A 26,003-nucleotide genomic window follows, 5' to 3' on the forward strand; every position below is an offset into this window, starting at 1 on the left:
CGCTGTATCTACTGGCGCTGTCCCTAAGACTCAGAAGGGCTCCCGGTGTCCAACTCGGCCGAATCCACATCCTCCCGTCCCCTCCGTGTCGCGATTGTTGGCGCCGGCCCGGCCGGTGTCTACGCCGCGGACATCCTGACGAAGTCCAATGAGGTCAAGGACGGCGCCTTCCAGGTCAGCATCGACCTCTTCGAGGCGTATCCGGCGCCCTACGGCCTCATCCGCTACGGAGTGGCCCCCGACCATCCGCGGATCAAGGGCATTGTCAACGCGCTCCACAAGGTCCTGGACCGCGGCGACATCCGGTTCCTCGGCAACGTCACCTATGGCCGGGACCTGACGCTGCATGACTTCCGCGCGTTCTACGACGCCGTCATCTTCTCCACCGGCGCCATCAAGGACGCGGACCTGGATATTCCCGGGATTGGCCTGGAGGGATCCTTCGGCGGGGCCGACTTTGTCTCCTGGTACGACGGCCACCCGGACGTGCCGCGGGAATGGCCGCTGGAGGCCAAGGAGATTGCGGTGATCGGCAACGGAAATGTGGCCCTCGACGTGGCCCGCATGCTGGTCAAGCACGCCGATGAACTCCTGGTCACCGAAATCCCGGACAACGTCTACCGGGCGCTCAAGGATTCGCCGGTCACCGACGTCCACGTGTTTGGCCGCCGCGGCCCGGCCCAGGTGAAGTTCACGCCGCTGGAGCTGCGCGAACTCAGCCATGCCAAGGACGTGGACATCGTCCTGTATCCAGAGGACTTCGAATTCGACGAGGCCTCGGACGAGGCCATTCGCAGCAACAACCAGATCCGGACCATGGTCAACACCCTCACGAACTGGCTCGTCGAGGAGCACGCCGAGGCCGAGGAACCGTCCTCGCGCCGGCTGCACCTGCACTTCCTGCACAGCCCCGTCGAAATCTATGGAACAACAGACGACGCCGCGAACCCCGGCAAGGTCGCCGGCATCAAGTTCGAACGCATGCAGCTGGACGGCACCGGGAACGTCAAGGGCACCGGTGAGTTCCTCGACTACCCGGTCCAGGCCGTCTACCGCGCGATCGGCTACCACGGTTCGCCGCTGGATGAGCTGGAATACGATGCCCGCCGCGGCGTCGTCCCGAACGAAGGCGGCCGCGTGCTCGACGCCGAGGGCAACCCCGTACCCGGAATCTACGCCACGGGCTGGATCAAGCGCGGCCCCGTCGGGCTGATCGGCCACACCAAGGGCGACGCGCTGGAGACCATCGGCTTCCTGCTGGAGGACCGGCTGACGCTGCCGCCGGCGCAGAACCCGGACCCGCAGGCCATCATCGACCTGCTCCAGGAGCGCGGCATCGAGTACACCACGTGGGAAGGGTGGATCAAGCTCGATGCCCACGAGCTCGCCCTCGGCGCCGAGTGGTCCGCGGCGGAGTCCGCCAACGGCATCGAACGGGAGCGCATCAAGGTGGTGCCGCGCGAGGACATGATCGAGATTTCCCGCGGGTAGGCTGTGACAGCCTGAGGCGGCAGGCCGGTGCGTTTCCAAACGCCCCGCGCGGAACTAGACTGGGCCGGACGAGGCGGCCTTCGGCACGCCGTCGAGCCCGTCCGGTGGGAGTTCAATGAGGAAACTGGTCCATCCCGCAGCACTGTTGCCGCCGGCAGGCGGAGTCACCGCAGCGCTGCGCCAGCAATACGCCAGCGCGGGCCATGAGCAGCTGGATTCCCGTGGGATGGCGTTCTCCGAGGGCCTGCAGTTGCCCGGGATCAGCACCCTGATTCAGGAATCGTGGCAGCGCTCCGTCCGGTTGCAGGCCAACCCGGACAACCCCGAGGCGCCGCTGGCCATGGACCGCGAGGAACTCGAAGAATACCGCCGCCAGCACCCCCTGGCCGCCATCATGCCCGTGATCCACAAGCTCCTGGTCCTGCCCAGTCACGACAGCGGAATGCTGGTAGCCGTGGGTGACGAAGTCGGCAGGCTCCTCTGGGTGGAAGGGGACGCCGCCCTGCAGCGCCGGGCCGAGGGCATGATGTTCGTCCCGGGCGCCGACTGGTCCGAGGCGACGGTCGGCACCAGCGCCCCCGGCACCGCGCTGGCCCTGGGCCGGGGAATCCAGATCTCCGGCGCCGAGCACTACAAGCGCTCCGTGCATCCGTGGAGCTGTACGGCGGTGCCGTTCCACGATCCGGATTCCGGGGCCCTGCTGGGGGTTGTGGACATCACCGGCACGGAGTCGGCCGTGGCCCCGCATACGTTGTCGCTCGTAGAGGCGACGGTCGCCGCGGCCCAGGCGCATCTGCGGGTCGAGCGGCTGCAGCTGGCCGCCGCCGGCCAGTCCTCGCCGTCCAGGCGGCGGAACTCGACGCCGAAAACGGCCGGGGGACCGGGCGCCAGCAGCCTCTACCGCAACAGCCTCCAGCTGCTCGGCCGCGACCAGGCCCTGCTCAGCATTGACGGCCGCACCGTGGCCCTGTCCGCCCGCCACAGCGAGATCCTGGCCCTGCTCAGTACCCACCCGGCGGGGCTGAATGCCGAGGAGCTTTGCGCCCTCCTGTACCCCGGGGACGCCTCCACCATGACGCTGCGCGCCGAGATGGTGCGGCTGCGCAAGGTACTTCAGCAGCTCAACCCCGATGCCGTCCCGCAATCACGTCCCTACCGGCTGCCGCTGGACCTGGTACCCGACGCCGGACAGGTGCTGGACTGCCTGCAGCGCGGCGCCCACCGGATAGCGCTGGAAATCTACCGCGGCGCCGTGCTGCCCCGCTCCGAGGCCCCCGGCATCGTGGAGCTGCGGGCCAGGGTCTCCGCGCTGATGCGTGAGGCACTGTTGACGGACGGCAGCGCGGAATCGCTCCTGAAATACGCCGCACTGCCCGAAGCAAAGGACGACGTCGACGTCCGCATCGCCGCGCTGAAGCTGCTGGCGCCGCGCTCGCCCAAGCGCGCCGCCGTCGTCGCCGATCTGGAACGGCTGGACCGCGAGCTGAGCGCCTGACCGTCGCGGACCGCCGGAATGCCCCGCCAGTGACCTGGCTCACTCCGGTTGCAACCTGACAGCAACCTTCACGCGCCTACGCTGGGTGCAACGGGGGCCGGAAGCGCCTTGCAGCCCCCCATCTTGCACAGCAAAGGAGCTAGCAATGACTGTTTACGCCCAGCCCGGAACCGAGGGCTCGAAGGTCACCTTCAAGGACCGCTACGAAAACTGGATCGGCGGCGAGTGGGTTGCGCCGGTCAAGGGACAGTACTTCGAGAACATCACCCCGGTGACCGGCAAGGCTTTCTGCGAGGTGGCCCGCGGCACCGCCGAGGACATCGAACTGGCGCTGGATGCCGCCCACAAGATTGCACCGTCCTGGGGCAAGACCTCCGTGGCCGAGCGTGCCGCGATCCTGAACAAGATTGCCGACCGGATCGATGAGAACACCGAGATGCTCGCCGTCGCCGAGTCCTGGGACAACGGCAAGCCGATCCGCGAGACCCTCAACGCGGACATTCCGCTCGCCGCCGACCACTTCCGCTACTTCGCCTCCGCCGTCCGCGCCCAGGAGGGCCGGCTGTCCCAGCTCGACGACGACACCACGGCCTACCACTACCACGAGCCGCTCGGCGTCGTCGGCCAGATCATCCCCTGGAACTTCCCGATCCTCATGGCCGTCTGGAAGCTCGCCCCGGCCCTCGCCGCCGGCAACGCCGTCGTCCTGAAGCCGGCCGAGCAGACGCCGTCTTCGATCCTGGTGCTGATGGAACTCATCGGCGACCTGCTGCCGGCCGGTGTCCTCAATGTGGTCAACGGCTTCGGCGTCGAGGCCGGCAAGCCACTGGCCTCCAGCCCCCGCATCCGCAAGATCGCCTTCACCGGCGAAACCTCCACGGGCCGCCTGATCAGCCAGTACGCCAGCCAGAACCTGATTCCGGTCACGCTGGAGCTTGGCGGCAAGAGCCCGAACATCTTCTTCAACGACGTCGCGGACACCAATGACGCGTTCTACGACAAGGCCCAGGAGGGCTTCACGCTCTTCGCCTTCAACCAGGGTGAAGTCTGCACCTGCCCGTCGCGCGCCCTGATCCAGGAAGACATCTACGAATCCTTCATGGCCGACGCCGTGGCCCGGGTGGAGAAAATCATCCAGGGCAACCCGCTGGACACCGAAACCCAGCTCGGTGCCCAGGCCTCCAACGACCAGCTGGAAAAGATCCTCTCCTACATTGACATCGGAAAGCAGGAGGGCGCCAAGGTGCTCACCGGCGGTGCCCGGGCCGAAATGCCCGGAGACCTGGCCGGCGGCTACTACGTCCAGCCCACCATTTTCGAGGGCCACAACAAGATGCGGATCTTCCAGGAGGAAATCTTCGGCCCGGTGGTGTCCGTGACCCGCTTCAGCGACTACAACGACGCCATGGGCATCGCCAACGACACCCTCTACGGCCTGGGTGCCGGCGTCTGGTCCCGCAACGGCAACGTCGCCTACCGCGCCGGCCGCGAGATCCAGGCCGGCCGCGTGTGGGTCAACAACTACCACGCCTACCCGGCAGGGGCCGCGTTCGGCGGGTACAAGTCCTCCGGCATCGGCCGCGAGAACCACTCGATGACGCTGGACCACTACCAGCAGACCAAGAACCTCCTGGTCAGCTACAACGAGAACAAGCTCGGCTTCTTCTAAGCCGCACTGACCCGGGCGGGGCGGATCGCGCATGATCCGCCCCGCCCGCACCACTTGTGCACCTACACGGAGGGACGCCGGCTCACTGCACACGCCCTTTAGCCACACCCAAGTTTGATGACGCAAGGATTTCGCCATGACGACGACAATGACGACGACGACAATGCAAGCCGCGGTAGTTACCGAATTCGGCAGGGACCTCCAGATCCAGACCCTCCCCGTTCCCGTACCGGGCCGCGGTGAGGCACTCGTCAAGGTGCTGACCACCGGCGTCTGCCACACCGACCTGCACGCCGCGGAGGGCGACTGGCCGGTCAAGCCGTCCCCGCCGTTCATTCCCGGCCACGAAGGCGTCGGCGAGGTCGTCGCCCTCGGTGAGGGCGTCACTGACCTTGCCGTCGGCGATTTGGTCGGCAATGCGTGGCTCTGGTCCGCCTGCGGCGACTGCCAGTACTGCCGCACGGGCTGGGAGACCCTGTGCGAGGCCCAGCAGAACGCCGGCTACAGCGTCGACGGCTCCTTTGGCGAATACATGCTGGTCGACAGCCGCTTCGCGGCCAGGATCCCGGCCGGCTCGGACCCCGTCGAGGTGGCTCCGGTGCTTTGCGCCGGCGTGACCGTCTACAAGGGCCTGAAGATGACCGAAGCCCGGCCCGGCCAGTGGGTCACCATCTCCGGAATCGGCGGCCTCGGCCACATCGCCGTCCAGTACGCCGTAGCGATGGGCCTGCGCGTCGCGGCGGTGGACATCGCCGACGACAAGCTCGCCCTGGCCAAGAAACACGGCGCCGAACTGACGGTCAACGCCCTGCACGAAGACCCGGCCGAAGTCATCCAGCGCGAAACCGGAGGTTGCCATGGAGTCCTGGTCACGGCAGTGCACCCGTCAGCATTCGGGCAGGCCATCGGGATGGCGCGGCGCGGCGGAACGATCGTGTTCAACGGGCTGCCGCCGGGGGACTTCCCGGCGCCGATCTTCGAGATTGTGCTCAAGGGACTGACGGTCCGCGGCTCCATCGTGGGCACCCGGCAGGACCTGGAGGAGGCGCTCGATTTCTACGCCCAGGGCAAGATCCACCCCACGGTCTCCACCAGGGAACTCTCCGAAGTCAACGCCGTCCTCGACGAGATGAAGCACGCCAAGATCGACGGCCGAGTGGTCATCAAGTACTGATGAAGGACGGACTCTGATGCCAGCGACAAAGCTCGACGCCGCCGTGACCCTCCCCGGGGAGGACTTCTCCCGTGTGGCTCTCACCCCGGAGGCGGTGGAACTGCTGCTCAAAATGTGGGTGCAGCACGGACCGCTGATGTTCCATCAGTCCGGCGGCTGCTGCGACGGTTCCTCGCCAATGTGCTATCCCGCCGGTGAGTTCATCACGGGGGACTCGGACGTATTGCTCGGCCTGTTCGACATTTCCGACGGGCTGCGGCCCCAGCCGCTGGAGTTCTGGATGTCGCGGGAGCAGTTCAACTACTGGAGCCACACGCACCTGACTGTCGACGTCGTTCCTGGCCGGGGGAGTGGTTTCTCGGTAGAAGCGCCGGAAGGCAAGCGGTTCCTGATCCGCTCGACGCTGATGGAAAACTGGCCGGTCTAGGCGGCCTGGATGGTCTGAAACGGAGCAGCTACGCGCAAGCGGGCCGTGCAGGATAAACCTGCACGGCCCGCTTTTGCGTCTCACTATGTGGGATAAAAATGGCCGTCCAGTGGATGGACTCTAAGATGGATAGGTCTGTTTCCACCCCAGTTATCGAGATTGCGGACTTTCCTAATGAACCTTTTCCGGACCAAATCCATCGAGCAGTCCATGTCCGACGCCGATGAACCCGGACGCAAGCTGAAGCGCACGCTAAGCACGTGGGACCTCATGATCATGGGGGTCGCGGTTGCCGTAGGCGCCGGGATCTTCTCGGTCGGCGCCAAGGCCGCCGCGAACTTTGCCGGCCCCGCCGTCACCATCTCCTTCGCGATCGCCGCCGTCACCTGCGCGCTCGCCATCATGTGCTACGCCGAGTTCGCCACGGCCATTCCGGTGGCAGGCTCCGCCTACGTCTTCACCTACGCGACCATGGGTGAGGTCCTGGCGTGGATCATCGGCTGGAACCTGATCCTCGAACTCTTCACTGCCGGCGCCGTGATTGCGAAGTACTGGGGCATCTACCTCAGCAAAGTCTTTGCGCTCATGGGCGTGGACATTCCGCCGTCGATCTCCCTGGGCGGCGTCGACCTCTACTGGGGCGCCTTCCTGATCGTTGCCATCTTCACCGTGCTGCTGGTCCTCGGGACCAAGCTCTCCGCCCGCGTCGGCAACATCTTCACGCTCATCAAGATCGCGGTGGTCCTCTTCGTGATCGTCGTCGGCTTCACGTACGTGAAGTTCGAGAACTACGCCCCGTTCGTCCCGGCCTCCGAGCCGACCGGAGGCACCGGAACCGCGGATGTCCTCAAGCAGTCGTTCTTCGGCTTCCTGACCGGCGCCGCCCCGGCCCAGTATGGAACCCTCGGTATCTTCGCCGGCGCCGCCCTGGTCTTCTTCGCCTTCATCGGCTTCGACGTCGTCGCCACCTCGGCCGAAGAGGTCAAGAACCCGCAGAAGACGCTGCCCCGCGGCATCTTCGGCGGCCTGGCAATCGTTACCGTGCTGTACATCCTGGTGTCGCTGGCGTTGACCGGCATGGTCTCCTACACCCAGTTGGCTGAGGCCAAGAACCCGACGCTCACCACCGCCTTCGAGGCGGTCGGCAACACCGACGCCGCCAAGGTCATTGCCTTTGGCTCCCTCGTGGGCCTGACCACCGTGATCATGGTGCTGCTCATGGGCCTCTCGCGGGTGGTGCTCGCGATGAGCCGCGACGGCCTGCTTCCGCGCTCCCTGTCCAAGACCAGCTCGGTGCGGGGCACGCCGGCCCGCCTGCAGATCATCTGCGGCGCCGGAGTGGCGCTCGTCGCCGGCCTGACCAACGTGGACCTGCTCGAGGAAATGATCAACATCGGGACCCTGTCCGCCTTCGTGATGGTGAGCCTTGGCATCCTGGTGCTGCGCAAGAAGCGCCCGGACCTGAAGCCGGCCTTCCGTGTCCCGTTCGGCAAGGTGCTCCCGGTCGTCTCTGCGGTCCTGTGCCTGTACCTCATGACGAACCTGGCCGTGGAAACCTGGATCTTCTTCGCCATCTGGCTCGTGATCGGTATTGCGATCTATTTCGCCTACGGCCAGCGCCACTCCCGGCTGAATGAAAAGTTCGCGGAGGCCCGCGCCTCGGTGAACGGCACGGCCAGCGTGGCGGGAGCGCCCGCGGAGGACAACGTGGACGCGCTCACCCGCTCCTGAGAAGGGAGCGATCGGCCCCCCCGCATCGAAGTCGCCGGAGCCGTGCGAATTCGCTGGAAATTTCCGGCGAAACCGCACGGCTCCGGCGACTTCGGCGTTCGGGCGCCGCTCCGTCAGGGCGGCGCTCCCTAAGATGGACACATGGCCCGCCCAGCAAGACCGGAACGCAAATCAGAGTTGCTGTCGGCAATTCTCGACTACCTCATGGACAAGACCCTGGCGGAGCTGACGTTTCGCGGCCTGGCCGACGGGCTGGGTGTCAGCAGCTACGTCCTGGTCTACCACTTCGGGCACCGCGAACAGCTGATCAACGAGATCATCCGCGGCATCGAGTCCCGGCTGGACAGCATCCGCGCCACCGACGTCAGGGACATCGACCGGGACGCGTGGCGGGCCTTCCTGCTTGAGTCCTGGCAGTGGACCATGGCGCAGCGCAACCGGCACCTGGCCCGGCTTGAATTTGAGGCCACGGCGCAGGACATTGTGGCGGCGGTGCCGCGCGGCACAGCGCAGGAGCACTTCCGGATGCTGCACGAGAAGGCCCGGGACTGGCTGGTCATCCAGGGCATCCAGCCGGAATTCGCCGACACCGACGCCCGCCTGTTCACGGCCGCGTTCTACGGGCTGCAGTTCGATTTCGTCGTCAACAACCAGCCAGAGGAAGCCACCAAGGCCTTTGAGCTGATGATGCTGGTCTTCTTCAACAACCTCGACAGGCGCCTCGCCACCGACGGCCAGCACATCTGAGCAGAACCTCAGGGAGCAGCGTAGCGGCCCTCCCACTCCACGAGTGGGCGCAGTTGCTCCCAGCGCTGTGCCACTTCCTCCACCGCCCCGGGACCGGCAAGCCAGCCCGGCTGGCCCACGTTGACGCCGGCCGTGAGGGATTTGTGCTTGAGCAGCTCCGCCCGGGGATGGTCCTTGTCGAAGCCCCGCGGCACCGTCTTTAGCCGTTCGCCCTCCACCGCGAACCCTGCCGTCTCGACCTTCCGCACGATCGCCTGCAGGGCATCGCCGCTGTCGGGATCGTCCACGGCACCGCGAAAGCGTGCCAGCTGGGCCGGAGTGTGGGTGTGGCAGCCGCCGCCGATCAGCAGGCCGTCGGCGCTGAGCTGGATATAGAAGCCCACGCCTTCGTCCACCGCGGCGAAGGCCCCCTGCGCGGTCTTATAGGGTGATTTGTCCGGCGAGAACCGCACATCCCGGTTGGGGCGAAAGAGCTTGGCCGGTCCGAAGCGTGGCTCCAGCTCGGCCAGCAGCTGGGTCAGCGGCCCCTTCACCGCGGCCTCGTAGACCGGCTTGTGATCGAGCCACCAGTCCCGGTTGTTGTTCTGTTCAAGATCGGCGTAGAACCGGAAGGCGTCACTTGGAATGCCTGCGAATGGAGTGCCAGCGAATGCGGTCATGCCCAAATCCTACGGAGCCGCGGCACACGGTGGCGAGGGGCACGCGCACCCATGTGGATAACCGCAAAACGCCCCGCCACGGGAGTCCGTGGCGGGGCGTTTTGTTGGCTCCAGCGGTCACCGAATGCCGGTCACCGGCCGCCCAGGCGGCCGTCAAGGCCGGCCGTCAGGCAACGTTCGATGCAACCATCAGACCTTGTTGGCGGCCTCGGCGTCGGACTCAACCTGGCCGGCACCGAGGTTGGCGCGCAGCTTGGCGCCGAATTCGGCGTCGACGTTGGTCCAGTACGCGATGGCGCGTTCCTTGATGCTGGCGTTCTTGACGCCGCTGACGGCGCCGGTGACGGTCTCCAGCAGGCGGGCCTTCTCGCCGTCGTTGTACACCTCGCGGTACAGCGTGCCGGCCTGGCCGAAGTCGCCGTCCTCGGCGTGCAGGGAGTGCGCGGAGAGCGTGAGCTCGCCGTCGTTCTCCCAGCCGCCGCCCGCAACGCCGGGCTCAACGGCAGCCGGGCCGCCCACAGAGTTCGGTGCGTACACCGGAACGGACGGGGCGTTGAAGTGGTAACGCCCGGCGCCGTCCTGGCTGTAGTTGTTGACCTGGCTCTTGGGCAGGTTCACCGGGAGCTGCGCGTGGTTGGTGCCGACGCGGTAGCGGTGCGCGTCCGCGTAGGAGAAGATGCGGGCCTGCAGCATCTTGTCCGGGGAGGCGGCGATGCCCGGCACGAAGTTCGACGGCGCGAAGGTGGCCTGCTCGATCTGCGCGAAGTAGTTCTCCGGGTTCTTGTTCAGCTCCATGGTGCCGACCTTGACCAGCGGGTAGTCCGCGTGCGGCCACACCTTGGTGAGGTCGAAGGGGTTGAAGCGGTACGTCTTGGCGTCCTCGTAAGGCATGACCTGGACGTGGAGGTCCCAGGAGGGGAAGTTGCCGGCGGCAATGTTTTCCTGGAGGTCGCGGATGTAGAAGTCGCCGTCGGCGCCGGCAAGGGCCTCGGCCTCGTCCCCGGTCATGGACTTGACGCCCTGGTTGGACTTGAAGTGGTACTTGACCCAGAACCGCTCGCCCTCGGCGTTGATCCACTGGTAGGTGTGCGAGCCGTAGCCCTGCATTTCACGCCAGGAGGCCGGCAGGCCGCGGTCACCCATGAGCCAGGTGACCTGGTGGGCGGACTCGGGGGAGAGGGTCCAGAAGTCCCACTGCATGTCGGCGTCGCGCAGGTGGGTGCCGGGGAGGCGCTTCTGGGAGTGGATGAAGTCCGGGAACTTGATCCCGTCGCGGATGAAGAACACCGGAGTGTTGTTGCCGACGAGGTCGTAGTTGCCCTCAGTGGTGTAGAACTTCACGGCGAAACCGCGGGGGTCGCGCCAGGTGTCGGGGGAGCCTGCCTCGCCGGCAACGGAGGAGAAGCGGATGAGCATGTCCGTCTCAACGCCGGGCTGGAACAGTGCGGCCTTGGTGTACTTCGAGACGTCCTCTGTGGTCTTGAAGGTACCGAAGGCGCCGCCGCCCTTGGCGTGCACGACGCGCTCCGGGACACGCTCGCGGTTGAACTGCGCGAGCTTCTCGATCAGGTAGTGATCGGTCAGGATGATCGCACCGTCGGCGCCGACGGACTTGGAGTGGGCGTCGGAAGTGACGGGAGCCCCGGACTGTGTCGTGGACACGGCGGGCGCAGAGATGATCTCAGTCATAGTTCTCCTTGGGTTGGGTTTCTTAGTTTCGTTCGGAGGGAAGCTGTTGGGTGCGCTGGCAGTCCTGGCAGATGCCCTGGTACAGCACGTCCGCGATCTGGATGGTCATCGGCTTGGCGTCCGCGTTCCAGTGCGGGGTCAGGCAGGGCGCGTGGCCCACGGCGCATTCGACGTCCTCCACCCGGCCGCAGCTGATGCACACGGCATGGTGGTGGTTGTCCCCGACCCGCGTCTCGTACAGCGCGGGGGAGTGCGGGGGCTCAAAACGGCGCAGCATGTGCAGATCCGTGAGGTCCCCGAGGACCACGTAGACGGACTGGGCGGTCAGGTCCGGCAATTCCTGCCGGGCGGCGGCAAGGATTGCCTCTGCCGGCGAATGCGGGTGATGTTCGACGGCGGCCAGCACGGCCAGGCGCTGTTTGGTCACCCGGCGGCCGTGGGCACGCAGGGCGGCTGCCCATGCGTCGTGGGTGCCCGAGGAATCCGTCATACCCTCATTCAAGCACTTATTATGACTGCCTCACAATAAGGCGTGGCTAATATTGTCCGGCCGTGTCACAGGGCACTCCCGGTTCGCCACTAGAGTTGCCCGGTGGAGAAATTGTTGGCGGACATCACGCCGTTGCGTGAAAGTCCGGCCTTCCGCCGTCTGTGGCTTGGCTCCGCCGTCTCCGCCCTGGGCAGCCAACTGACCCTGGTGGCGGTCAGCCTGGAGGTCTACCGGCTGACCCAGGACAGCCTCTACGTGGGCCTGCTGAGTCTCTTCGCCCTCGTGCCGCTGGTCTTTGGGGGCCTCCTGGGCGGCTCGATCGCCGACGCCCATGACCGCCGCACCGTGGCACTCCTGGCGTCGTCCGTCCTCTGGCTGACCACCGCCGCGCTGGCCCTCCAGGCGTGGCTGGAAGTGGGCAACGTGTGGCTGCTCTATGCGCTCGTGGCGGTGCAGAGCGGTGCCCAGGCCATCAACCAGCCGGCCCGCAGCGCCATCATCCCGGTGCTGGTGCGCAAGGAGTTGCTGCCGGCCGCAAATGCCCTGAGCATGATGATTTTCGGGCTGACCATGACCGCCGGCCCGCTGCTGGCCGGCGTGCTCGTGGCGTGGGTCGGGTTTGGCTGGACGTACACGATCGACGTCATCAGCTTTGCGTTTGCGTTCTGGGCCCTCCTGAAACTGCCTTCCATGCCGCCGGGCGAGCACGCCAGGCCGGCCGGCCTGCGTTCCGTGGTGGAGGGGTTCCGTTTCCTTGGCACCCGGCCCAACCTCCGCATGACGTTCGTGATCGATCTCGTGGCCATGATCTTTGCCCAGCCCCGGGCGCTCCTGCCGGCCATCGGCGCGTTGATGATCGGCGGCGGTGAGGCCACGGTGGGGATCCTGTTGGCTTCGATTGCCGTGGGGGCGTTCCTGGCCGGCCTGTTCTCGGGGCCGCTGGGCGGCGTCCGCCGGCAGGGGGCCGCGGTGGTGTGGTCCGTGATGGGCTGGGGCGGCTCGGTCGCGGCCTTCGGCCTGGTGGTGGTCCTGGCCGGTCATTCCGGCGACGACGGCGTGGGCGTGTGGCTGCTGCCCGCCGCCCTGTGCTGCGCGCTGGCCGGCATCGCGGATTCCGTGAGCGCAGTATTCCGGACCACCATCCTGCAGGCCTCCACCCCCGACCATCTGCGCGGGCGTCTGCAGGGCGTCTTTGTGGTGGTGGTCGCCGGCGGACCCCGGATCGGGGACATGCTGGCCGGCGGCGCGACTAAACTTTTGAACGAGGGGTGGGTCCTGCTGCTCGGCGGCGTGCTGTGCATTGCTGTGGCCTGGATATTGGGCCGCCAGCAGGTCGGATTCCTGCGGTACGACGCGCGGAACCCGGTGCCGTAGCGGTTCGTTTTCCTTGGTAGGTCAGTGAATTACAGGGCATCAGCTTGCAGTACACGTATCAGGAGGACCAGTGCACAAGCATCACAACGGACTGAAGACCGCGGCGCTGTTCGGAGTGCTGTGGGCGGTCCTGCTGGGCCTGGGGGCGTTCATCGCCGCGGGGACCCGCAGTGCGGCGCCGATCTGGATCATGGCCCTGATCGGGATCGGCACCACGGCCTACGGGTACTGGAACAGCGACAAGCTCGCCATCCGTGCCATGCAGGCCTATCCCGTCACGGAGGCCGAGGCGCCCCAGCTGTACCAGATCGTCCGGGAGCTGTCCGGCCGGGCCAACCAGCCGATGCCGCGCATCTACGTCTCGCCCACCATGGCGCCAAATGCCTTCGCCACCGGCCGGAACCCGCAGAACGCGGCAGTGTGCTGCACCGAGGGCATCATGCGGATGCTGGACGCCCGCGAACTGCGCGGCGTCCTGGGGCATGAACTGATGCACGTCTACAACCGGGACATCCTGACGGCGTCGGTGGCGGCCGCCGTCGCCGGCGTCATCACTTCGGTGGCGCAGATGATGTTGCTGTTCGGCGGCGGGGACCGCCGCAATGCGAACCCGTTCGCCGCGATCGCCATGGCGCTGCTGGCCCCGTTCGCCGCGTCCCTGATCCAGATGGCCATCTCCCGTACACGGGAGTACGACGCCGACGAGGACGGCTCGTCGCTGACCGGAGACCCGCTGGCGCTCGCCTCCGCCCTGCGCAAGATCGAGCAGGGCGTGCAGCTGGCGCCGTTGCCGCAGGACCAGCGGCTGGTCAACGCCTCGCACATGATGATCGCCAACCCGTTCAAAGGCGGGGGCGTGGCCAAGATGTTCTCCACCCACCCGCCGATGGCCGAGCGGATCGGCCGGCTGGAGCGGATGGCCGGGAGGCCGCTTAACTGAAGCAGGCTGCGGGTCTGGCGACGCGCGAGTAGTTCCGCGACACGCAAAAGGGCTGGCGACACCGTCGCCAGCCCTTTTGCGCGACGCGCAAATTTGCGCCGCGGACGGGCCGCTAGCTGCGGAAGTTAACGAACTGCAGATCGGCCTCGTCGAAGCCCTTCAGCAGGTTCATGGTCTCCTGGAGATCATCGCGGGACTTCGAGGTCACCCGGAGCTCGTCGCCCTGGATCTGTGACTTGACGGACTTGGGGGCCTCGTCCCGGATCAACTTGTTGATCTTCTTGGCGAGGTCCTGGGCGATGCCCTCCTTGATGGAGGCCTCGAGCCGGAATTCCTTGCCGGAGGCGTAGGGCTCGCCTGTGTCGAGGGACTTCAGCGAAATGCCGCGGCGGATGAGCTTGGACTGCAGCACATCGAGCACCGCGAGCACCCGCTCCTCGGAGTTGGCCTTCATCAGGATCTTCTCGCCGCTGAAATCGACCTCGGCGCCGACGCCCTTGAAGTCGTAGCGCTGGGCAATCTCCTTCTGCGCCTGGTTCAGCGCGTTGGCGACTTCCTGCTTGTCTACCTTGCTGACGACGTCGAACGTGGATTCGCCTGCCATGACTTTCCTCCTGATGGTTGCCGGGTGCCTGCGTGAGGCCGGGATGTCTGCATTCCAGACTAGTACGGATGCCCCCGATGTGGCGGCCGGCCTTGCGTCCCGGGTTTCACAGTCCGCTCATAGCTCAATCACGGCGGGAACGAAGCCGGGCTGGCCAGAGTTGCAAGAGTTGGAACCGCTGCTGAAAGGCAAGAACATGCACCAAAAGGCCGTCCGCTACGTCAACCGCACCACCGCCGCCGCTGCCAGCACCCTGGCCGCGACGGCGAGCTCCGTAGCCGCCGCCGCGCTGGCGGCGTCCATCATCCTGAGCCCGGCCGCCGACGCATCAGTCCGCATGGACGGGGTCCACACGGACCTGGCCCGTGCCGTCGAGCTGAACCAGGTCACCGCCGAGCAGGCGGCACGATTCGAGGCAAGACTGGCGGGGCGGATTCTCGGCGAGGCCTGAAATTCCGCGGATTTTGGCCCTTTTTCGGCCCTTTTATGATCTGCTGAGGCGCCGATTCGATTCTTCGGCGGAAGTTCTGTAAAGTTGTCTTGCCCGCGGGTGCTGGAAGCGGAACGGACTGGAAACAGACGTTCCGGGACTGGAAACCGCGAGTGATCTTCTTTTGAAGTTCGGCAGATTACCCGAGCGGCCAAAGGGGGCTGACTGTAAATCAGCTGGCAACGCCTACGGGGGTTCGAATCCCTCATCTGCCACCCTTGGAGAAGCCTCCGGAACCATTAGGTTCCGGAGGCTTTTTCTTTGTCCGCGGCCCAACGGCCCGTCTCCACAGTGCAAAGGCCTGTCTCAAAGGCCTGCCTCAAAGGCCTGTCTCAGTCGGCCGGGGGATTCGGAATGGTTACCGTGGTGCCGGCGGGCGGAATCCATTCGCCTCCGGTCAACAGGTTCAGGTTGGCTATCCGCAAAGCATAGAGCGGGACGCCGTAGCGGCTCGCGATGCCCGAGGGAGTGTCTCCGGCGCCCACCCTGTACAGGAGCCGTCCCTGCCCGTCCTGCCCGGTCACGCTGCCGCCGGCCCCTAGCTGGGGCACGTCCACGCCCCTGAGGTCGATAATCTCTCCTGCGGCAACGGACACCGCTTCGTTGAAGCTCCTGAGGATCTCCGGAGTCATCCGGAAGTGGGCGGCGATGCCCTCCCAGGTGTCGCCGTCGACGGCCGCGTAGCGCATCGGCAGGAGGAACCCGTTCACTTCGGTCGTCCCCCGCAGGCCTCCGGACGCCGGGGACGTTGCGGGGGCGGACGCCGCAGGCCGGCCCGCCGGAACTCCGTCCGGGGCCACTGCGCCGGAAGAACAGGCTGCCAAAAGAATGGCGAGAGCCGCCGCGAGAACCGCGGCCAGAAGAACTGCGGCGGCGGGCCGGACCCGATGTGCACCGGAATCGAGATTCACCCTGGGTGTCCTGTCGATCGGAGCCTCCCCCCGAGGCCCGTTGGCGCCAATTATTCCATACGTTTTATGAAACCCGCTGTTCGGCGAGGCTGTTCTGCAAGGGAGCTCCCCGCATTCGGTATAGTGCCGGTCATGGACGACAAAGCAATCTTGCACACTTACCTGCGCACGCGGCGCCAAGACCTGCTCGGGAAGCTCGAAGGCCTCGACGAGTACGACGTGCGACGGCCCCTCACGCCCACGGGAACCAGCCTGCTGGGACTGGTCAAGCACGTGGCCAGCGTCGAACTCGGCTACTTTGGCGAGGTCTTCGGCCGTCCCAGCGAGCTGAAGCTGCCGTGGTTCGCCGACGACGCGGAGCCGGATGCGGACATGTGGGCAGCCCCCGGCGAGACGCGCGAGCAGATCACCGAGCTGCACCGGCTCTCGGCGGCCCACAGCGATGCCACCATCGATGAACTGCCGCTCAACGCGCCCGGTGTGGTGCCTTGGTGGCCGGACGAGCGCAAGCACGTGACCCTGCAGCAGATCCTCGTGCACATGTGCGTGGAGACCGCCCACCACCTCGGACACGCCGACATCCTGCGCGAACTCATCGACGGTAGCGCGGGCCAGCGACCCGGGGACCCGAACCTTTCGCCGCGCACCGCCGAGGAATGGGCCGTGCACCGGGCCCGCATCGAGGCGGCCGCCGTCGCTGCCGAAGCAGGGGCGGCAGGCCGTTAGTACGGCGGCGGGTATAGGCCGCTAGTGGACAGCCAGTGGCGGCCAACAGCATCCGGCGGCCTCTGCCGGCAACGGACCGCAGGTGACGCCGCACCGTTTCTGCGAGCAAAATCTCAGTTTTCGGCGTGGAGCCAACGTAGGGTAGTCCGGTCCGCTGTTGAAGAAGAAGGAGCATTCGTGAAGTCGTTTGCCTGTGGTGATGTGGTTCCCGGTTGTGACGCCCGCTGGGTGTGCAGTACCGACGATGAAATTCTGGTCAATGTGGCCGCCCACGCGGCGTCCGCACATGGGCTGGAGGAGCTGCCGGCCGACGTCGTGCAGTCGGTCCACAGAGCCATCGTTCCCGTTAGTTGATTCACGAGGCAGGCGGCCTCCCGCCCGACGCCGGGGCCGCGCCGGGCCCGGATTGGGAGAAGCAACTGGCGGCCGCCTGCCGGGGTGTCGGCCTTTCCGCGGCCTACCAGCCCATTGTTGATACCGCGCGCGGCACAGTGGTGGGCTATGAGGCCCTGGCCCGGTTTCCGGGTTTCGCCGAAAAGAATCCCGAGGTGTGGTTTGCCGCCGCGCGCACGCACGGCCTGGCAGCCGAGCTCGAGGCCGCAGCCTTGCGGGCGGCGCTCGCGGCGCGTCCCACTTTGCCGCCGAACTGCTTCCTGACCCTCAACGTCTCACCGGAGCTGCTGTTGACGGAGGAGATCCGTGGCATCTGGCGCGGCCAGGGAAACCTCGCCGGACTGGTGGTCGAGCTGACAGAGCAGACCCCGATCGACTCCTATCTGGAGCTTGAGCCCGACCTCAACCAGCTGCGCGCTGCCGGCGCGCTGATCGCCGTCGACGACGCCGGTGCCGGCTATGCCGGGCTCCGGCACCTGCTGGCCCTGCGGCCCTCGCTGATCAAGCTGGATCGTGAACTGATCCAGGATGTTGACCGTGACGAAGCCAAGCGTGCCCTGATCTCCATGCTCGGAACCTTTGCCAGCCGCGTCGATGCCTGGATCCTGGCCGAGGGAGTGGAGCGCGTGGAGGAACTGGACGCCCTCGTCGCCCTCGGCGTACCCCTGGTGCAGGGGTATTGCCTGGCCCGGCCCGGACCGGCGTGGGAAAAAATCGATCTCGACGTTGCCCACCGTCTGGCGTCCAACCCCCCGGCGACGCACCAGAGCATCATCCGGGACATCGTGGAACCCGCGACGACGGCCGCCACCACTGCGACGGCGGCGGCCGCGTTTGATGACAACCCGGCCCTGCAGTCGGTGGTGCTGATGGGCGATCATCTGCGGCCCGTTGCGGTGCTCGACCCCTCCGCGGCGGCCCTCGGCATCGTGAGCCCGGGAATGCGGGTCAACCTGGACACGCCGCTCAGCGAGGCCCTGGCCCGTTCCATGACGCGGACCCAGGCCAACCGGTTTGACCCCCTGCTGGTGACGGACAACGCCGGCCGCTTTGCCGGCGTCGCCCGCATGGAGCGGATGATCACGGCGCTGGCCGCGGACAGCTAACCGTCCGCCGGGTCCGGACCACCGGGTTGTCCGTCCCGCAACTGGCCTTCCAGCAGCCGGTCCGTGGCGGGATCGGACAGGCCATCGAAATAGCGGTCCAGGACGACGCGGAACACGGTTTCGCCGGGCGCGGCCCGCTGGAACAGCGTCATGGATGAGTGCAGCTTCCGGGTGTCGATGCCGCCGAAAATTTGCACCGCGGACCGCCCCTGAAGTTCGGCCACTGCGGCGGCGGCCTCCCGCAGCCGCGGGCCAAGGACGCCGTGCCGGCAGTAAGCACGGGCCTCGGCCAGGGAGGAGATGGCGTACTTCCGGGCGGTTTCGCTGCGGCCCAGGCCCGCGAGCTGGGGGAAAACGAACCACATCCAGTGACTCCTCTTCATGCCTGACCGCAACTCCGCCAGGGCGTGCCCGTAGGTTCCGCCGGCGTCCTGGGCCGCCACGAACCGTTCAAGATCGTAAGGGTCTTCCATGCCCGCTAGGCTACGTCCCCCGGTGCCGGAGTGACAGCACGGCGACAGGCCGCCCGCGGGCGAAGGGGTCATTCGGCCGGGGCGGGATTGCCGATCCCGGGCGTATCGTGTCCCCCATGGCGAATGTCTTGGAGATGGTCGGCGTTGTGAAGCGGTTCGGTCCCGTGGTTGCCTTGAATGGGTTGGACTTTTCAGTCGAGGCGGGCGAGGTCCACGGCTTCCTCGGACCGAACGGCTCCGGCAAATCGACCACGATTCGCCTGCTGCTGGGCATGCTTCGCGCCAATGCTGGCTCCATCCGGGTGCTGGGCCTTGACCCGTGGCGCGACGTCGCGAGCCTCCACCGACGCCTGGCCTACGTCCCCGGGGACGTGGCGTTGTGGCCCAACCTGACCGGCGGAGAAGTGATCGACCTCCTCGGCCGGCTCCAGGGCGGCCAGGACCTGGCCCGGCGGGCCCAGCTGTTGGAGCTCTTCGACCTCGATCCGACCAAGAAGTCCCGGGCCTACTCCAAAGGCAACCGGCAGAAAGTGGCCCTGGTCGCTGCCCTGGCCACCGACGCTGAGCTGTTCCTGCTGGACGAGCCCACCAGCGGACTGGACCCCCTGATGGAGGAGGCCTTCCGCGGCTGTATCCGGGAACTGCGTAACCAGGGCCGCACGGTACTGCTCAGCAGCCATATCCTCAGCGAGGCCGAGGCACTTTCGGACCGCGTGAGCATCATCCGTGAGGGCCGGGTGGTGGAGACGGGGCGGCTTGTTGAACTCAGGCACCTGACCCGCACCTCCGTCACTGCCGATGTCGCGGTGGTACCGGCGGGCTTGGATGCCCTGCCAGGCGTGCACGACGTCGTCGTCACGAACCACCGCGTCAGCGCCCAAGTGGAACCGTCCGGCCTGGCCCCGTTCATGCGGGCGTTGACCGACGCGGGACTCGTCGCGCTGACCAGCCAGCCGCCCACCCTGGAGGATCTCTTCCTTCGCCACTACGGCGCTGCGGTGCCCGTGGCCGCGGCCGGGTCGAGCAGCGGACGCACCGCCGATGCGTGAAACGTTGGCGGGGACCGGAGTCCTGATCAGGCTCGGGCTCCGCCGCGACCGATGGCTGTTGCCGGCGTGGATCGCCGGATTCGCCGCGACAACGTATTCAACCGCGGTGGCCGGCGCCGAGCTCTACCCCGATGTGGGGAGCCGGGTCGAGGCCGCGACGGCCCTGAATGCCACGGCCTCGCTCGTGGCCCTCTTCGGCAGGGTCTACGACCCCACGTCCCTCGGTGCCCTGTCCCTCATCAAGTACACGGCGTTCATGGCTGCCATCCTCGCCGTCCTGATGGTGTTCATTACCGTCCGCCATACCCGCAGCGACGAAGAGTCCGGGCGGCTCGAGCTCCTGGGCGGCGGCCGGATGGGCCGCGACGCGCCGCTCGCGGCCGCCCTCACCATCAGCTTCGGAGCCAGCATTGTCCTGGGGCTGGTCACTGCGGTGTCTTTGGCCGCCGGCGGACTTCCGGCGGCCGGCTCGATCGCGTTCGGACTGGGCTGGGCCGCCACCGGCATGGCATTCAGCGCCGTGGCCGGGGTCACCGCCCAGCTGACGGCCAGTGCGCGGGCGGCCACGGGAATGAGCCTCGGCGTCGTTGCCGTGACCTATGCGCTGCGTGCGGTGGGGGACCTCGCCGAACCGGGGCCCTCCGCCCTGTCCTGGCTTTCGCCGATCGGCTGGAACCAGCAGATCCGGGCCTTCGCCGGGGACCAGTGGTGGGTGCTCGCCCTCCCTCTGGTGCTGTGCGCCTTACTCGTGCCCGTGGCCCTGGCACTCCGCGCCCGTCGGGACCTCGGCTCCGGCCTGCGCCAGGAGCGCCCCGGCCCGGCTCGCGGCTCGCTCCGCGGGGTCGGGGACCTCGCTGTGCGGCTCCAGTTCCGGCTGCTGGCGGCCTGGGCGGTCGCCTTCGTGGTGTTCGGCGTGGTGATCGGATCGCTGGCCGGCAACGTCACGGACTTGTTGAGTTCGCCCAACGCGCAGGACCTGATCATGATGCTGGGCGGAACCCAGGCCATGACGGATGCCTTCATTGCAGCGGAGATCAGCATCATGGGACTGCTGGCCGCTGCCTACGGACTGTCCGCGGCCAGCCGGCTCCGTGACGAGGAGACCGACGGCCACGTCGAGGCACTGCTGGGCACCGCCACCACCCGGCCGCGGTGGGCGAGCAGCCATTTCGCCCTGGCGCTGGCCGGGGTCGCCGTGCTCATGCTGCTGGCCGGAGTGTCGGTCGGGGCCGGCGCAGCCACCGTCCTGGCCGATGCCAACCAACTCGGCCGCGTCACACTGGCCGCTGCCGCCCAGATCCCCGCGGCCTGGGTCATGACCGCTGCGGTGCTGGCGGTGTTCGGCTGGGCGCCCCGGCTCACCGGGACGGTCTGGGCCCTGCTGCTGCTCTTCGTCGCGCTTGGTGAGTTTGGCGTGCTGTGGAATGCCCCGGAGTGGCTGATGGAGCTCTCCCCGTTCCGGCACTCGCCGCTGCTGCCCCTGGATTCCGGCGCCGTCGGGCCGTTGCTCGGACTTACGGTGACTGCCGCGGCGCTCGCCGCGCTGGGGTACGCCGGCTGGCGCCGCCGGGATCTGGCCCCGTGAGCGGGCCAGAGCAGCCACTACTCGCCACTAGGGGGCAGCGGTAATATCAGATTCGGGAGTTCTTGGCGCATTCCGGCACTGACGGGACGCCACTCTCGGGCCGGGTCGGAGGGCGGGATGCAGGACGCATACGGGCTATATACCCCGACCACGCTGGTGGAAATCGGGCTTCTGCTGGCGACATTTATCCTCTGCTCCCTGATTGGCACTGAGCGGCAGGTCCGGCAAAAGGTCGCTGGCTACCGCACCCACGTCCTGGTCGGCCTCGGATCGTGCACGTTCACCCTGATCTCCGCCTACGGCTTCGCCGCCGCGCTGGCGCCAGGGGCCACCATGGACCCGTCCCGTATTGCAGCCCAAATCGTCAGCGGCATCGGCTTCCTCGGTGCCGGGGTGATTTTCAAGGGACGGAACGTAGTCCGCGGCCTGACGACGGCCGCCAGCATTTGGGTTTCTGCCGCCGTCGGCATGGCGTGCGGGGCCGGAATGCTGTCCCTGGCTGTTTCGCTGACCGCTTTCCACCTCATCACGTTGTACGTCGTTTCTCCCGTGATCAGGAAGATCCCGACCCCCGACGCCCACCGGGTTCTGCACCTGGGCTATGACGACAACCGGGGCGTGCTGCGGCAAGTGTTGGAGATCGCCACGAATATGGGGTTCAGCTCGTCGATCCTGAGCATCAATAAGGCGGGCGATGAACAAAAGCCGATCGTCCTCATGGACATCCGCTTCCATGGTCATCTTCCGCTGCGGGAACTCGTCCCCTACCTCCTTGATGTGCCCGGCGTGCAGAGTGTGACCGTTCGCGGCACCGATCCGAACGAGGACGACGACGATCCCAGCGCCTGAGAACCCCATCAAGCACACCACCGGGACTCCCGTGACTGGCGCACGCTGATTGAAGCCGTTCGGGATGACCGTTAGAGTCTGCGGATGACCGAGAACAGCGTCGCTTTGACGGATACCGTGTGCGTGCGGGTGCTGCGCAGGTCCGACGCCGGGCACCTGGCCGACGCCTACCGGCGGAACCGGGAGCACCTGGCGCCCTGGGAACCGGTGCGGTTTGAGGAATTCTTCACCGCAGAGGGACAAGCCGCCAGCATTGAATCCAAGCTCGGGTTGTTCATCGCGGGAACGGATGTGCCCTGGGTCCTCGTGGAAGGCTCCCGCATCATCGGGGTGATCAACCTCAGCGGGATTGTCCGGGGGCCATTCCTCAGCGCCCACCTCGGCTACTGGGTGGACAAGGACCTGACAGGGCGGGGAATTGGCTCGGCCGCGGTGGAGTTCGCCCTCCAGACCGCGCGCAACGAACTGGGACTGCACCGGCTGCAGGCCTCAACCCTCCCGCACAACGCCGCGTCCCAGCGGATCCTGAAGCGGGCTGGCTTTGAGGAGATCGGTTTGGCAGCCCAGTACCTTCGGATTGCCGGATCCTGGCAGGACCACATCCTCTTCCAGCGGATACTGTTCTGATGGCTGATGTTCCGGTTGCACCAGGTCCCGTTGTGCCAGTTCCCATTGCACCGGGGGACTTTGGTGCCCTGCACCATGTAGAACTCTGGGTGCCGGACCTGCAGCGGGCCAGGGACCAGTGGGGCTGGCTGCTGGGCAGGCTGGGCTACGAGGCCTACCAGGACTGGGCCCACGGGTGCAGCTGGCGCCGCGGGCCGACGTACATCGTCGTCGAGCAGTCCCCGGCGCTGACCGGAACCGCGCACGACCGCAAAGCACCGGGCCTGAACCACCTGGCGTTCAGCGCGGGGACCCGGGCTGACGTGGACGCCATGGCGGGCGAGAGCGTCAGCCACGGCTGGGCCGAGCTGTTTCCGGACAAGTATCCGCACGCAGGCGGCCCCGCCCACTTCGCCGCCTTCCTCGTGAACGCGGACGGCTACGAAGTGGAGCTGATTGCTGCAGGCTGATGGCGTCGGTGCACTACGGATTGGTTGTCGGAGGTGCCTGCTCGGCCTTCAGTTCCTCGCCGTGGGCGATGATCGCGTAGATGATCAGCACGTCCATGGCGATGACGATGACGGACCACCACGGCTGCTGCGGAATGAGCATCAGTTGAACGACCGCACTGAAGCCGGCAACGACGACGCCAACGACTCGAGCCCACGTTGCGCCGGCGAAGAGCGCGACGGCGGTGAGGATCAAGAGCACCCCGAGGGCGACATTCCACCAGCCCCACCCCTTCGCATCGAAGAGGAACAGGGTTCCCGGGGTCGACAAATAGTAGGTGTCGGGTCCGGTGAGCGCGACGAGGCCTTGAAGGCCGCTGAAAACGCCGTTGATGATCAGAATGACTCCGGCGAATCGGACCCAACCGGTCCAGCCGGTCGCAGTGACAGGGTGATGGGCAGTACTCATAGTGTCGACCGCTTTCCGTTGAATGCTCTGCCGTCGGCCTCATGGTCGGCGCAGTCGTAGGGTGAAGCTAGTACCGATTCCGATTATGTTCCTCGCAGTCCGGACCGGTCAATCGCTATAGGTCCTCGGAGCCGCCCGCGCCGGGCTCATTGCGATTGCCGTGGATCCGGGTACGTTGAACCATGACCATCCTGCTTGTTGGCGGCGGCCCGGACACTGGAACCACAGCTGCCGTCTTCGACCGCTTCGTCAAGGAACTCCGGCACCGGGCTACCGGCAGGGTTCCGCGCGTCGCTGTGGTTCTCTTTGACCATGAGGGCAGCTCGGAATATTTCCTGCCTGCCTATGTGGTGCCGTTGGAGTCCCGGACAGCCTGCGAGGTCGTCCCGGTCCTCCTCGGCTTCAACCGGGGCGCGGACCCTGCCGCGTTCGAAGACGTCGACGGCATCGTCGTCGGGGGCGGGCCGACGCCGGGCTATCTGGAAGGCTTGCTGCCGTCCGCGCAGCCCATCCGCAGTCTGGTCTCCGACGGTGTGCCGTATATGGGATTCTCAGCCGGCGCGATGGTGGCTCCGGTGCGGGCGATCGTGGGCGGCTACCGGATCCGCGGCACCGAGGTCTGCCCGGCGGATTGGTCGGAGGGTCTGGAAGAAGTGGAGATCCGCGACGGGCTGGGCCTGGTGCCTTTCGCCGTCGACGTGCACGCCGCGCAGGCGGGAACCCTCGGCCGGGCCGTTGGGGCGGTGGCAAAAGGTCTCGTGGACCGCGCGGTCGCCGTGGACGAGGACACTGCCCTGGTCCTGCACAACGCGGACCTGGAGGAGCTGGACGTGATCGGCACCGGGAACTGCTGGACGATTCGCGGCGGCGGCACCAAGGCCACCGTCTCGGTTCTGTCGGCGCACAGCTAGGTTCCGGCACCCACCCCTTGGCACACTTGTTACCCGCGGGTAACATATGACTCATGCATCTCCTGTTCCGGACACTCCTGCTGCTGTTCACGTCCTCACGCCGCTCACCGCTGAGCATCTGGGACAACTCGTCGCTGCCGCTGCGGGTCCTGCCCACGGACATCGACATCGCCCTGCACGTCAATAACGGCATGTACTTCTCGCTCATGGACCTCGGCCGCTTCGACCTCATGGCCCGCAGCGGCACTTGGAAGAAGATGCGCCGCCGGGGCTGGACGCCGGTCGCGGCGGGGGAGACCATCGCGTTCCGCCGTTCGCTGCAGCTCTGGCAGCAGTACACGATCGAGTCCAGGATCATCGGCCTGGACTCGAAGGCCATCTACTTCGAACAGCGGATGGTGGTGGACGGCGAAGTGTACGCGCGCGCCTATATCGCCACCCGGCTTCTGAGCAAGGGCAAGCCCGTCAGCCAGGAGGAAATCATCCGCGAGTTCGGCGCCCCGCCGTCGGATCTGGAGCTGCCCGGGTGGATCCACGAATGGCGCGAAACCAACGCCCTGCCCGGCGCCAGGCGTCCGGCCCCGCACGCCTGGGCGTGACCTGCCTACAGCCCCGCCCGGATGTGCCAACAGCGAAATGCCGGGGACAATCCGTGCCCGCTCCCGTACCGTTGACTCATGGCTACCGTAGACATCACAGGTGAACAGTTCGCATCGACAGTCGAGGATAACGACATTGTCCTCGTGGATTTCTGGGCCGAATGGTGCGGCCCGTGCAAGCAGTTCGGCCCCACGTACTCGGCGATCTCCGAGAAGCACCCGGACGTCGTCTTCTCCAAGGTCGACACCGAAGCCGAGCAGCAGCTCGCCGCCGAGGCCGGCATCACGTCGATTCCCACGCTGATGGCCTTCCGCGAAAAGGTCCTGGTGTTCTCGCAGCCTGGCGCCCTGAACGCGCAGCAGCTCGAGCAGGTGGTCGACGCCGTCAAGGCCCTGGACATGGAAGAAGTCCACGCCCACGTGGCCCGGTCCCAGGCCGAGGCCGCCGCAGCTGCGGCCAAGCAGGACGGCACCCAGATCCCGGAGGCCTGAACCGCCACGGCTTAATCCCAGGCTTAACGCAACGCGGGGTCACTCCGCGCCCATAAATCCCTCTGGGATGGGCGCGGAGTGACCCCGCGTTGTGGTTGGAAGGGTGGGTTAGAGCGTTTCGAGCTTGACCGGCTCTGCCAGCAGCGCGCTGAGGGATTCGTTCAGGTCCTGGACGGCCGTGCCCTTGGAGTGCTTGTCCAGGTCCGCCTGGCTGGCCCACCGTTCGGTMAGGACGAGCTTGTCCTCGCTGGCCTCGGTGAGCTCGTAGCGGATGCAGCCGGGCTCGTTGACCACCTCGTCGATCGCGATGTCCAGGGCGAGCTTCACGCGGAAGAATTCGCCGTCGTTGGGGATGAAAATGGCCTGAAGGTCAACGGGTGCACTCATGGCAATCACCCTACCGGG

29 protein-coding genes and 1 tRNA gene are annotated in these 26,003 nt (G+C 66.8%); 22 read left to right on the forward strand and 8 right to left on the reverse strand.

What is annotated here, in order from left to right:
• Positions 1–45: 45 nt before the first annotated feature.
• The 7 genes from AC1DGD_RS01025 to AC1DGD_RS01055 all read left to right on the forward strand — a co-directional run bounded on the left by AC1DGD_RS01025 (position 46) and on the right by AC1DGD_RS01055 (position 8,734).
• On the forward strand, positions 46–1,491 hold the full coding sequence (locus AC1DGD_RS01025; RefSeq protein WP_476855629.1) for an FAD-dependent oxidoreductase: 1,446 nt from the start codon (positions 46–48) through the stop codon (positions 1,489–1,491).
• A 115-nt stretch (positions 1,492–1,606) separates the two neighbouring features.
• Positions 1,607–2,986 carry a GAF domain-containing protein gene (locus AC1DGD_RS01030; RefSeq protein ID WP_476855630.1) on the forward strand — a complete coding sequence of 460 codons (1,380 nt, stop codon included), beginning with the start codon at positions 1,607–1,609 and terminating at the stop codon, positions 2,984–2,986.
• A 145-nt stretch (positions 2,987–3,131) separates the two neighbouring features.
• Positions 3,132–4,655 (forward strand): acetaldehyde dehydrogenase ExaC, encoded by a 1,524-nt coding sequence (exaC, locus tag AC1DGD_RS01035; RefSeq protein ID WP_476855631.1) that lies wholly within the window; start codon positions 3,132–3,134, stop codon positions 4,653–4,655.
• A 163-nt stretch (positions 4,656–4,818) separates the two neighbouring features.
• Positions 4,819–5,829, forward strand: a complete 1,011-nt coding sequence (adhP, locus tag AC1DGD_RS01040) for an alcohol dehydrogenase AdhP (protein ID WP_476855783.1) — start codon at positions 4,819–4,821, stop codon at positions 5,827–5,829.
• A gap of 16 nt (positions 5,830–5,845) precedes the next feature.
• The gene (locus AC1DGD_RS01045) at positions 5,846–6,256 is read left to right on the forward strand and encodes a DUF779 domain-containing protein (RefSeq protein ID WP_223913736.1); all 411 of its coding nucleotides are present in this window, start codon (positions 5,846–5,848) and stop codon (positions 6,254–6,256) included.
• Between the two features lie 174 nt (positions 6,257–6,430).
• Positions 6,431–7,987, forward strand: a complete 1,557-nt coding sequence (locus tag AC1DGD_RS01050; RefSeq protein WP_476855632.1) for an amino acid permease — start codon at positions 6,431–6,433, stop codon at positions 7,985–7,987.
• A gap of 141 nt (positions 7,988–8,128) precedes the next feature.
• The gene (locus tag AC1DGD_RS01055; protein WP_028276965.1) at positions 8,129–8,734 is read left to right on the forward strand and encodes a TetR/AcrR family transcriptional regulator; all 606 of its coding nucleotides are present in this window, start codon (positions 8,129–8,131) and stop codon (positions 8,732–8,734) included.
• Between the two features lie 8 nt (positions 8,735–8,742).
• Here the strand turns inward: AC1DGD_RS01055 and AC1DGD_RS01060 are convergent, their stop codons facing one another.
• From AC1DGD_RS01060 to AC1DGD_RS01070, 3 genes are all read right to left on the reverse strand, one after another.
• Positions 8,743–9,393, reverse strand: coding sequence for a DUF2461 domain-containing protein (locus tag AC1DGD_RS01060; protein ID WP_476855633.1), 651 nt, complete (start codon positions 9,391–9,393; stop codon positions 8,743–8,745).
• 189 nt (positions 9,394–9,582) lie between these two features.
• Positions 9,583–11,082, reverse strand: coding sequence for a catalase (locus tag AC1DGD_RS01065; RefSeq protein ID WP_028276967.1), 1,500 nt, complete (start codon positions 11,080–11,082; stop codon positions 9,583–9,585).
• 22 nt (positions 11,083–11,104) lie between these two features.
• The gene (locus AC1DGD_RS01070; RefSeq protein WP_026537503.1) at positions 11,105–11,572 is read right to left on the reverse strand and encodes a Fur family transcriptional regulator; all 468 of its coding nucleotides are present in this window, start codon (positions 11,570–11,572) and stop codon (positions 11,105–11,107) included.
• Between the two features lie 102 nt (positions 11,573–11,674).
• Here AC1DGD_RS01070 and AC1DGD_RS01075 point away from each other — a divergent pair, with 102 nt between their 5' ends.
• On the forward strand, positions 11,675–12,946 hold the full coding sequence (locus AC1DGD_RS01075; protein ID WP_476855634.1) for an MFS transporter: 1,272 nt from the start codon (positions 11,675–11,677) through the stop codon (positions 12,944–12,946).
• A 70-nt stretch (positions 12,947–13,016) separates the two neighbouring features.
• Complete coding sequence (gene htpX, locus AC1DGD_RS01080; protein ID WP_476855635.1) at positions 13,017–13,886, forward strand: zinc metalloprotease HtpX; 870 nt, start codon at positions 13,017–13,019, stop codon at positions 13,884–13,886.
• A 112-nt stretch (positions 13,887–13,998) separates the two neighbouring features.
• On the opposite strand, the gene AC1DGD_RS01085 is transcribed toward htpX, so the two are convergent.
• Complete coding sequence (locus tag AC1DGD_RS01085) at positions 13,999–14,490, reverse strand: YajQ family cyclic di-GMP-binding protein (RefSeq protein ID WP_018773569.1); 492 nt, start codon at positions 14,488–14,490, stop codon at positions 13,999–14,001.
• A 196-nt stretch (positions 14,491–14,686) separates the two neighbouring features.
• Between AC1DGD_RS01085 and AC1DGD_RS01090 the strand changes: the two genes are divergently transcribed.
• Positions 14,687–14,941 carry a hypothetical protein gene (locus AC1DGD_RS01090; RefSeq protein ID WP_028276970.1) on the forward strand — a complete coding sequence of 85 codons (255 nt, stop codon included), beginning with the start codon at positions 14,687–14,689 and terminating at the stop codon, positions 14,939–14,941.
• 172 nt (positions 14,942–15,113) lie between these two features.
• Positions 15,114–15,195, forward strand: a tRNA-Tyr gene (locus AC1DGD_RS01095).
• Between the two features lie 117 nt (positions 15,196–15,312).
• Here the strand turns inward: AC1DGD_RS01095 and AC1DGD_RS01100 are convergent.
• A complete protein-coding gene (locus AC1DGD_RS01100; protein WP_476855636.1) occupies positions 15,313–15,690 on the reverse strand; it encodes a LysM peptidoglycan-binding domain-containing protein in 378 nt (125 codons plus the stop codon).
• Positions 15,691–16,023: 333 nt separating this feature from the next.
• Here AC1DGD_RS01100 and AC1DGD_RS01105 point away from each other — a divergent pair, with 333 nt between their 5' ends.
• The 3 genes from AC1DGD_RS01105 to AC1DGD_RS01115 all read left to right on the forward strand — a co-directional run bounded on the left by AC1DGD_RS01105 (position 16,024) and on the right by AC1DGD_RS01115 (position 18,116).
• Positions 16,024–16,617, forward strand: a complete 594-nt coding sequence (locus tag AC1DGD_RS01105; protein ID WP_476855637.1) for a DinB family protein — start codon at positions 16,024–16,026, stop codon at positions 16,615–16,617.
• 177 nt (positions 16,618–16,794) lie between these two features.
• On the forward strand, positions 16,795–16,971 hold the full coding sequence (locus tag AC1DGD_RS01110; protein WP_162159079.1) for a DUF1059 domain-containing protein: 177 nt from the start codon (positions 16,795–16,797) through the stop codon (positions 16,969–16,971).
• Positions 16,968–18,116 (forward strand): EAL domain-containing protein, encoded by a 1,149-nt coding sequence (locus AC1DGD_RS01115; protein ID WP_476855638.1) that lies wholly within the window; start codon positions 16,968–16,970, stop codon positions 18,114–18,116. The genes AC1DGD_RS01110 and AC1DGD_RS01115 overlap by 4 nt, the downstream gene beginning before the upstream one ends.
• Here AC1DGD_RS01115 and AC1DGD_RS01120 read toward each other — a convergent pair.
• The gene (locus AC1DGD_RS01120) at positions 18,113–18,589 is read right to left on the reverse strand and encodes a DUF1810 domain-containing protein (RefSeq protein WP_476851366.1); all 477 of its coding nucleotides are present in this window, start codon (positions 18,587–18,589) and stop codon (positions 18,113–18,115) included. The two genes, AC1DGD_RS01115 and AC1DGD_RS01120, sit on opposite strands and share 4 nt — an antisense overlap.
• A 116-nt stretch (positions 18,590–18,705) precedes the next feature.
• On the opposite strand from AC1DGD_RS01120, the gene AC1DGD_RS01125 reads away from it, so the two are divergent.
• The 5 genes from AC1DGD_RS01125 to AC1DGD_RS01145 all read left to right on the forward strand — a co-directional run bounded on the left by AC1DGD_RS01125 (position 18,706) and on the right by AC1DGD_RS01145 (position 23,148).
• Positions 18,706–19,638, forward strand: a complete 933-nt coding sequence (locus tag AC1DGD_RS01125; RefSeq protein WP_476855639.1) for an ABC transporter ATP-binding protein — start codon at positions 18,706–18,708, stop codon at positions 19,636–19,638.
• Positions 19,631–21,223 carry an ABC transporter permease gene (locus AC1DGD_RS01130; RefSeq protein WP_476855640.1) on the forward strand — a complete coding sequence of 531 codons (1,593 nt, stop codon included), beginning with the start codon at positions 19,631–19,633 and terminating at the stop codon, positions 21,221–21,223. Before AC1DGD_RS01125 ends, AC1DGD_RS01130 begins: the two co-directional genes overlap by 8 nt.
• Positions 21,224–21,340: 117 nt before the next feature.
• Positions 21,341–22,072 (forward strand): MgtC/SapB family protein, encoded by a 732-nt coding sequence (locus AC1DGD_RS01135; protein WP_028276975.1) that lies wholly within the window; start codon positions 21,341–21,343, stop codon positions 22,070–22,072.
• Positions 22,073–22,156: 84 nt separating this feature from the next.
• Positions 22,157–22,699: a GNAT family N-acetyltransferase gene (locus AC1DGD_RS01140; protein ID WP_476855641.1), complete on the forward strand. Its 543-nt coding sequence runs from the start codon at positions 22,157–22,159 to the stop codon at positions 22,697–22,699.
• A 32-nt stretch (positions 22,700–22,731) separates the two neighbouring features.
• On the forward strand, positions 22,732–23,148 hold the full coding sequence (locus tag AC1DGD_RS01145; RefSeq protein WP_476855642.1) for a VOC family protein: 417 nt from the start codon (positions 22,732–22,734) through the stop codon (positions 23,146–23,148).
• Positions 23,149–23,161: 13 nt separating this feature from the next.
• Here the strand turns inward: AC1DGD_RS01145 and AC1DGD_RS01150 are convergent, their stop codons facing one another.
• The gene (locus AC1DGD_RS01150) at positions 23,162–23,596 is read right to left on the reverse strand and encodes a DUF7144 family membrane protein (RefSeq protein WP_043436157.1); all 435 of its coding nucleotides are present in this window, start codon (positions 23,594–23,596) and stop codon (positions 23,162–23,164) included.
• Between the two features lie 182 nt (positions 23,597–23,778).
• Here AC1DGD_RS01150 and AC1DGD_RS01155 point away from each other — a divergent pair, with 182 nt between their 5' ends.
• The 3 genes from AC1DGD_RS01155 to trxA all read left to right on the forward strand — a co-directional run bounded on the left by AC1DGD_RS01155 (position 23,779) and on the right by trxA (position 25,598).
• Positions 23,779–24,507, forward strand: coding sequence for a Type 1 glutamine amidotransferase-like domain-containing protein (locus tag AC1DGD_RS01155; protein WP_476855643.1), 729 nt, complete (start codon positions 23,779–23,781; stop codon positions 24,505–24,507).
• A 53-nt stretch (positions 24,508–24,560) separates the two neighbouring features.
• Positions 24,561–25,106 carry an acyl-CoA thioesterase gene (locus tag AC1DGD_RS01160; RefSeq protein ID WP_223913754.1) on the forward strand — a complete coding sequence of 182 codons (546 nt, stop codon included), beginning with the start codon at positions 24,561–24,563 and terminating at the stop codon, positions 25,104–25,106.
• Between the two features lie 78 nt (positions 25,107–25,184).
• Positions 25,185–25,598: a thioredoxin gene (trxA, locus tag AC1DGD_RS01165; protein ID WP_018773584.1), complete on the forward strand. Its 414-nt coding sequence runs from the start codon at positions 25,185–25,187 to the stop codon at positions 25,596–25,598.
• A gap of 108 nt (positions 25,599–25,706) precedes the next feature.
• Here the strand turns inward: trxA and AC1DGD_RS01170 are convergent, their stop codons facing one another.
• Positions 25,707–25,985 (reverse strand): putative quinol monooxygenase, encoded by a 279-nt coding sequence (locus AC1DGD_RS01170; RefSeq protein WP_223913755.1) that lies wholly within the window; start codon positions 25,983–25,985, stop codon positions 25,707–25,709.
• Positions 25,986–26,003: the final 18 nt, after the last annotated feature.

Source organism: Arthrobacter sp. 05T45 (assembly GCF_056395875.1).

What these genes read in the sequence shown, in the direction of transcription:
- AC1DGD_RS01050 (WP_476855632.1), top strand. Translation starts at nt 6,431, where the DNA reads ATGAACCTTTTCCGGACCAAATCCATCGAGCAGTCCATGTCCGACGCC.
- AC1DGD_RS01140 (WP_476855641.1), top strand. Translation starts at nt 22,157, where the DNA reads ATGACCGAGAACAGCGTCGCTTTGACGGATACCGTGTGCGTGCGGGTG.
- AC1DGD_RS01030 (WP_476855630.1), top strand. Translation starts at nt 1,607, where the DNA reads ATGAGGAAACTGGTCCATCCCGCAGCACTGTTGCCGCCGGCAGGCGGA.
- trxA (WP_018773584.1), top strand. Translation starts at nt 25,185, where the DNA reads ATGGCTACCGTAGACATCACAGGTGAACAGTTCGCATCGACAGTCGAG.
- AC1DGD_RS01105 (WP_476855637.1), top strand. Translation starts at nt 16,024, where the DNA reads ATGGACGACAAAGCAATCTTGCACACTTACCTGCGCACGCGGCGCCAA.
- AC1DGD_RS01130 (WP_476855640.1), top strand. Translation starts at nt 19,631, where the DNA reads ATGCGTGAAACGTTGGCGGGGACCGGAGTCCTGATCAGGCTCGGGCTC.
- AC1DGD_RS01070 (WP_026537503.1), bottom strand. Translation starts at nt 11,572, where the DNA reads ATGACGGATTCCTCGGGCACCCACGACGCATGGGCAGCCGCCCTGCGT.
- AC1DGD_RS01125 (WP_476855639.1), top strand. Translation starts at nt 18,706, where the DNA reads ATGGCGAATGTCTTGGAGATGGTCGGCGTTGTGAAGCGGTTCGGTCCC.
- AC1DGD_RS01090 (WP_028276970.1), top strand. Translation starts at nt 14,687, where the DNA reads ATGCACCAAAAGGCCGTCCGCTACGTCAACCGCACCACCGCCGCCGCT.
- exaC (WP_476855631.1), top strand. Translation starts at nt 3,132, where the DNA reads ATGACTGTTTACGCCCAGCCCGGAACCGAGGGCTCGAAGGTCACCTTC.
- adhP (WP_476855783.1), top strand. Translation starts at nt 4,819, where the DNA reads ATGCAAGCCGCGGTAGTTACCGAATTCGGCAGGGACCTCCAGATCCAG.
- AC1DGD_RS01085 (WP_018773569.1), bottom strand. Translation starts at nt 14,490, where the DNA reads ATGGCAGGCGAATCCACGTTCGACGTCGTCAGCAAGGTAGACAAGCAG.
- AC1DGD_RS01150 (WP_043436157.1), bottom strand. Translation starts at nt 23,596, where the DNA reads ATGAGTACTGCCCATCACCCTGTCACTGCGACCGGCTGGACCGGTTGG.
- AC1DGD_RS01120 (WP_476851366.1), bottom strand. Translation starts at nt 18,589, where the DNA reads ATGGAAGACCCTTACGATCTTGAACGGTTCGTGGCGGCCCAGGACGCC.
- AC1DGD_RS01135 (WP_028276975.1), top strand. Translation starts at nt 21,341, where the DNA reads ATGCAGGACGCATACGGGCTATATACCCCGACCACGCTGGTGGAAATC.
- AC1DGD_RS01045 (WP_223913736.1), top strand. Translation starts at nt 5,846, where the DNA reads ATGCCAGCGACAAAGCTCGACGCCGCCGTGACCCTCCCCGGGGAGGAC.
- AC1DGD_RS01155 (WP_476855643.1), top strand. Translation starts at nt 23,779, where the DNA reads ATGACCATCCTGCTTGTTGGCGGCGGCCCGGACACTGGAACCACAGCT.
- AC1DGD_RS01160 (WP_223913754.1), top strand. Translation starts at nt 24,561, where the DNA reads ATGCATCTCCTGTTCCGGACACTCCTGCTGCTGTTCACGTCCTCACGC.
- AC1DGD_RS01060 (WP_476855633.1), bottom strand. Translation starts at nt 9,393, where the DNA reads ATGACCGCATTCGCTGGCACTCCATTCGCAGGCATTCCAAGTGACGCC.
- AC1DGD_RS01065 (WP_028276967.1), bottom strand. Translation starts at nt 11,082, where the DNA reads ATGACTGAGATCATCTCTGCGCCCGCCGTGTCCACGACACAGTCCGGG.
- AC1DGD_RS01055 (WP_028276965.1), top strand. Translation starts at nt 8,129, where the DNA reads ATGGCCCGCCCAGCAAGACCGGAACGCAAATCAGAGTTGCTGTCGGCA.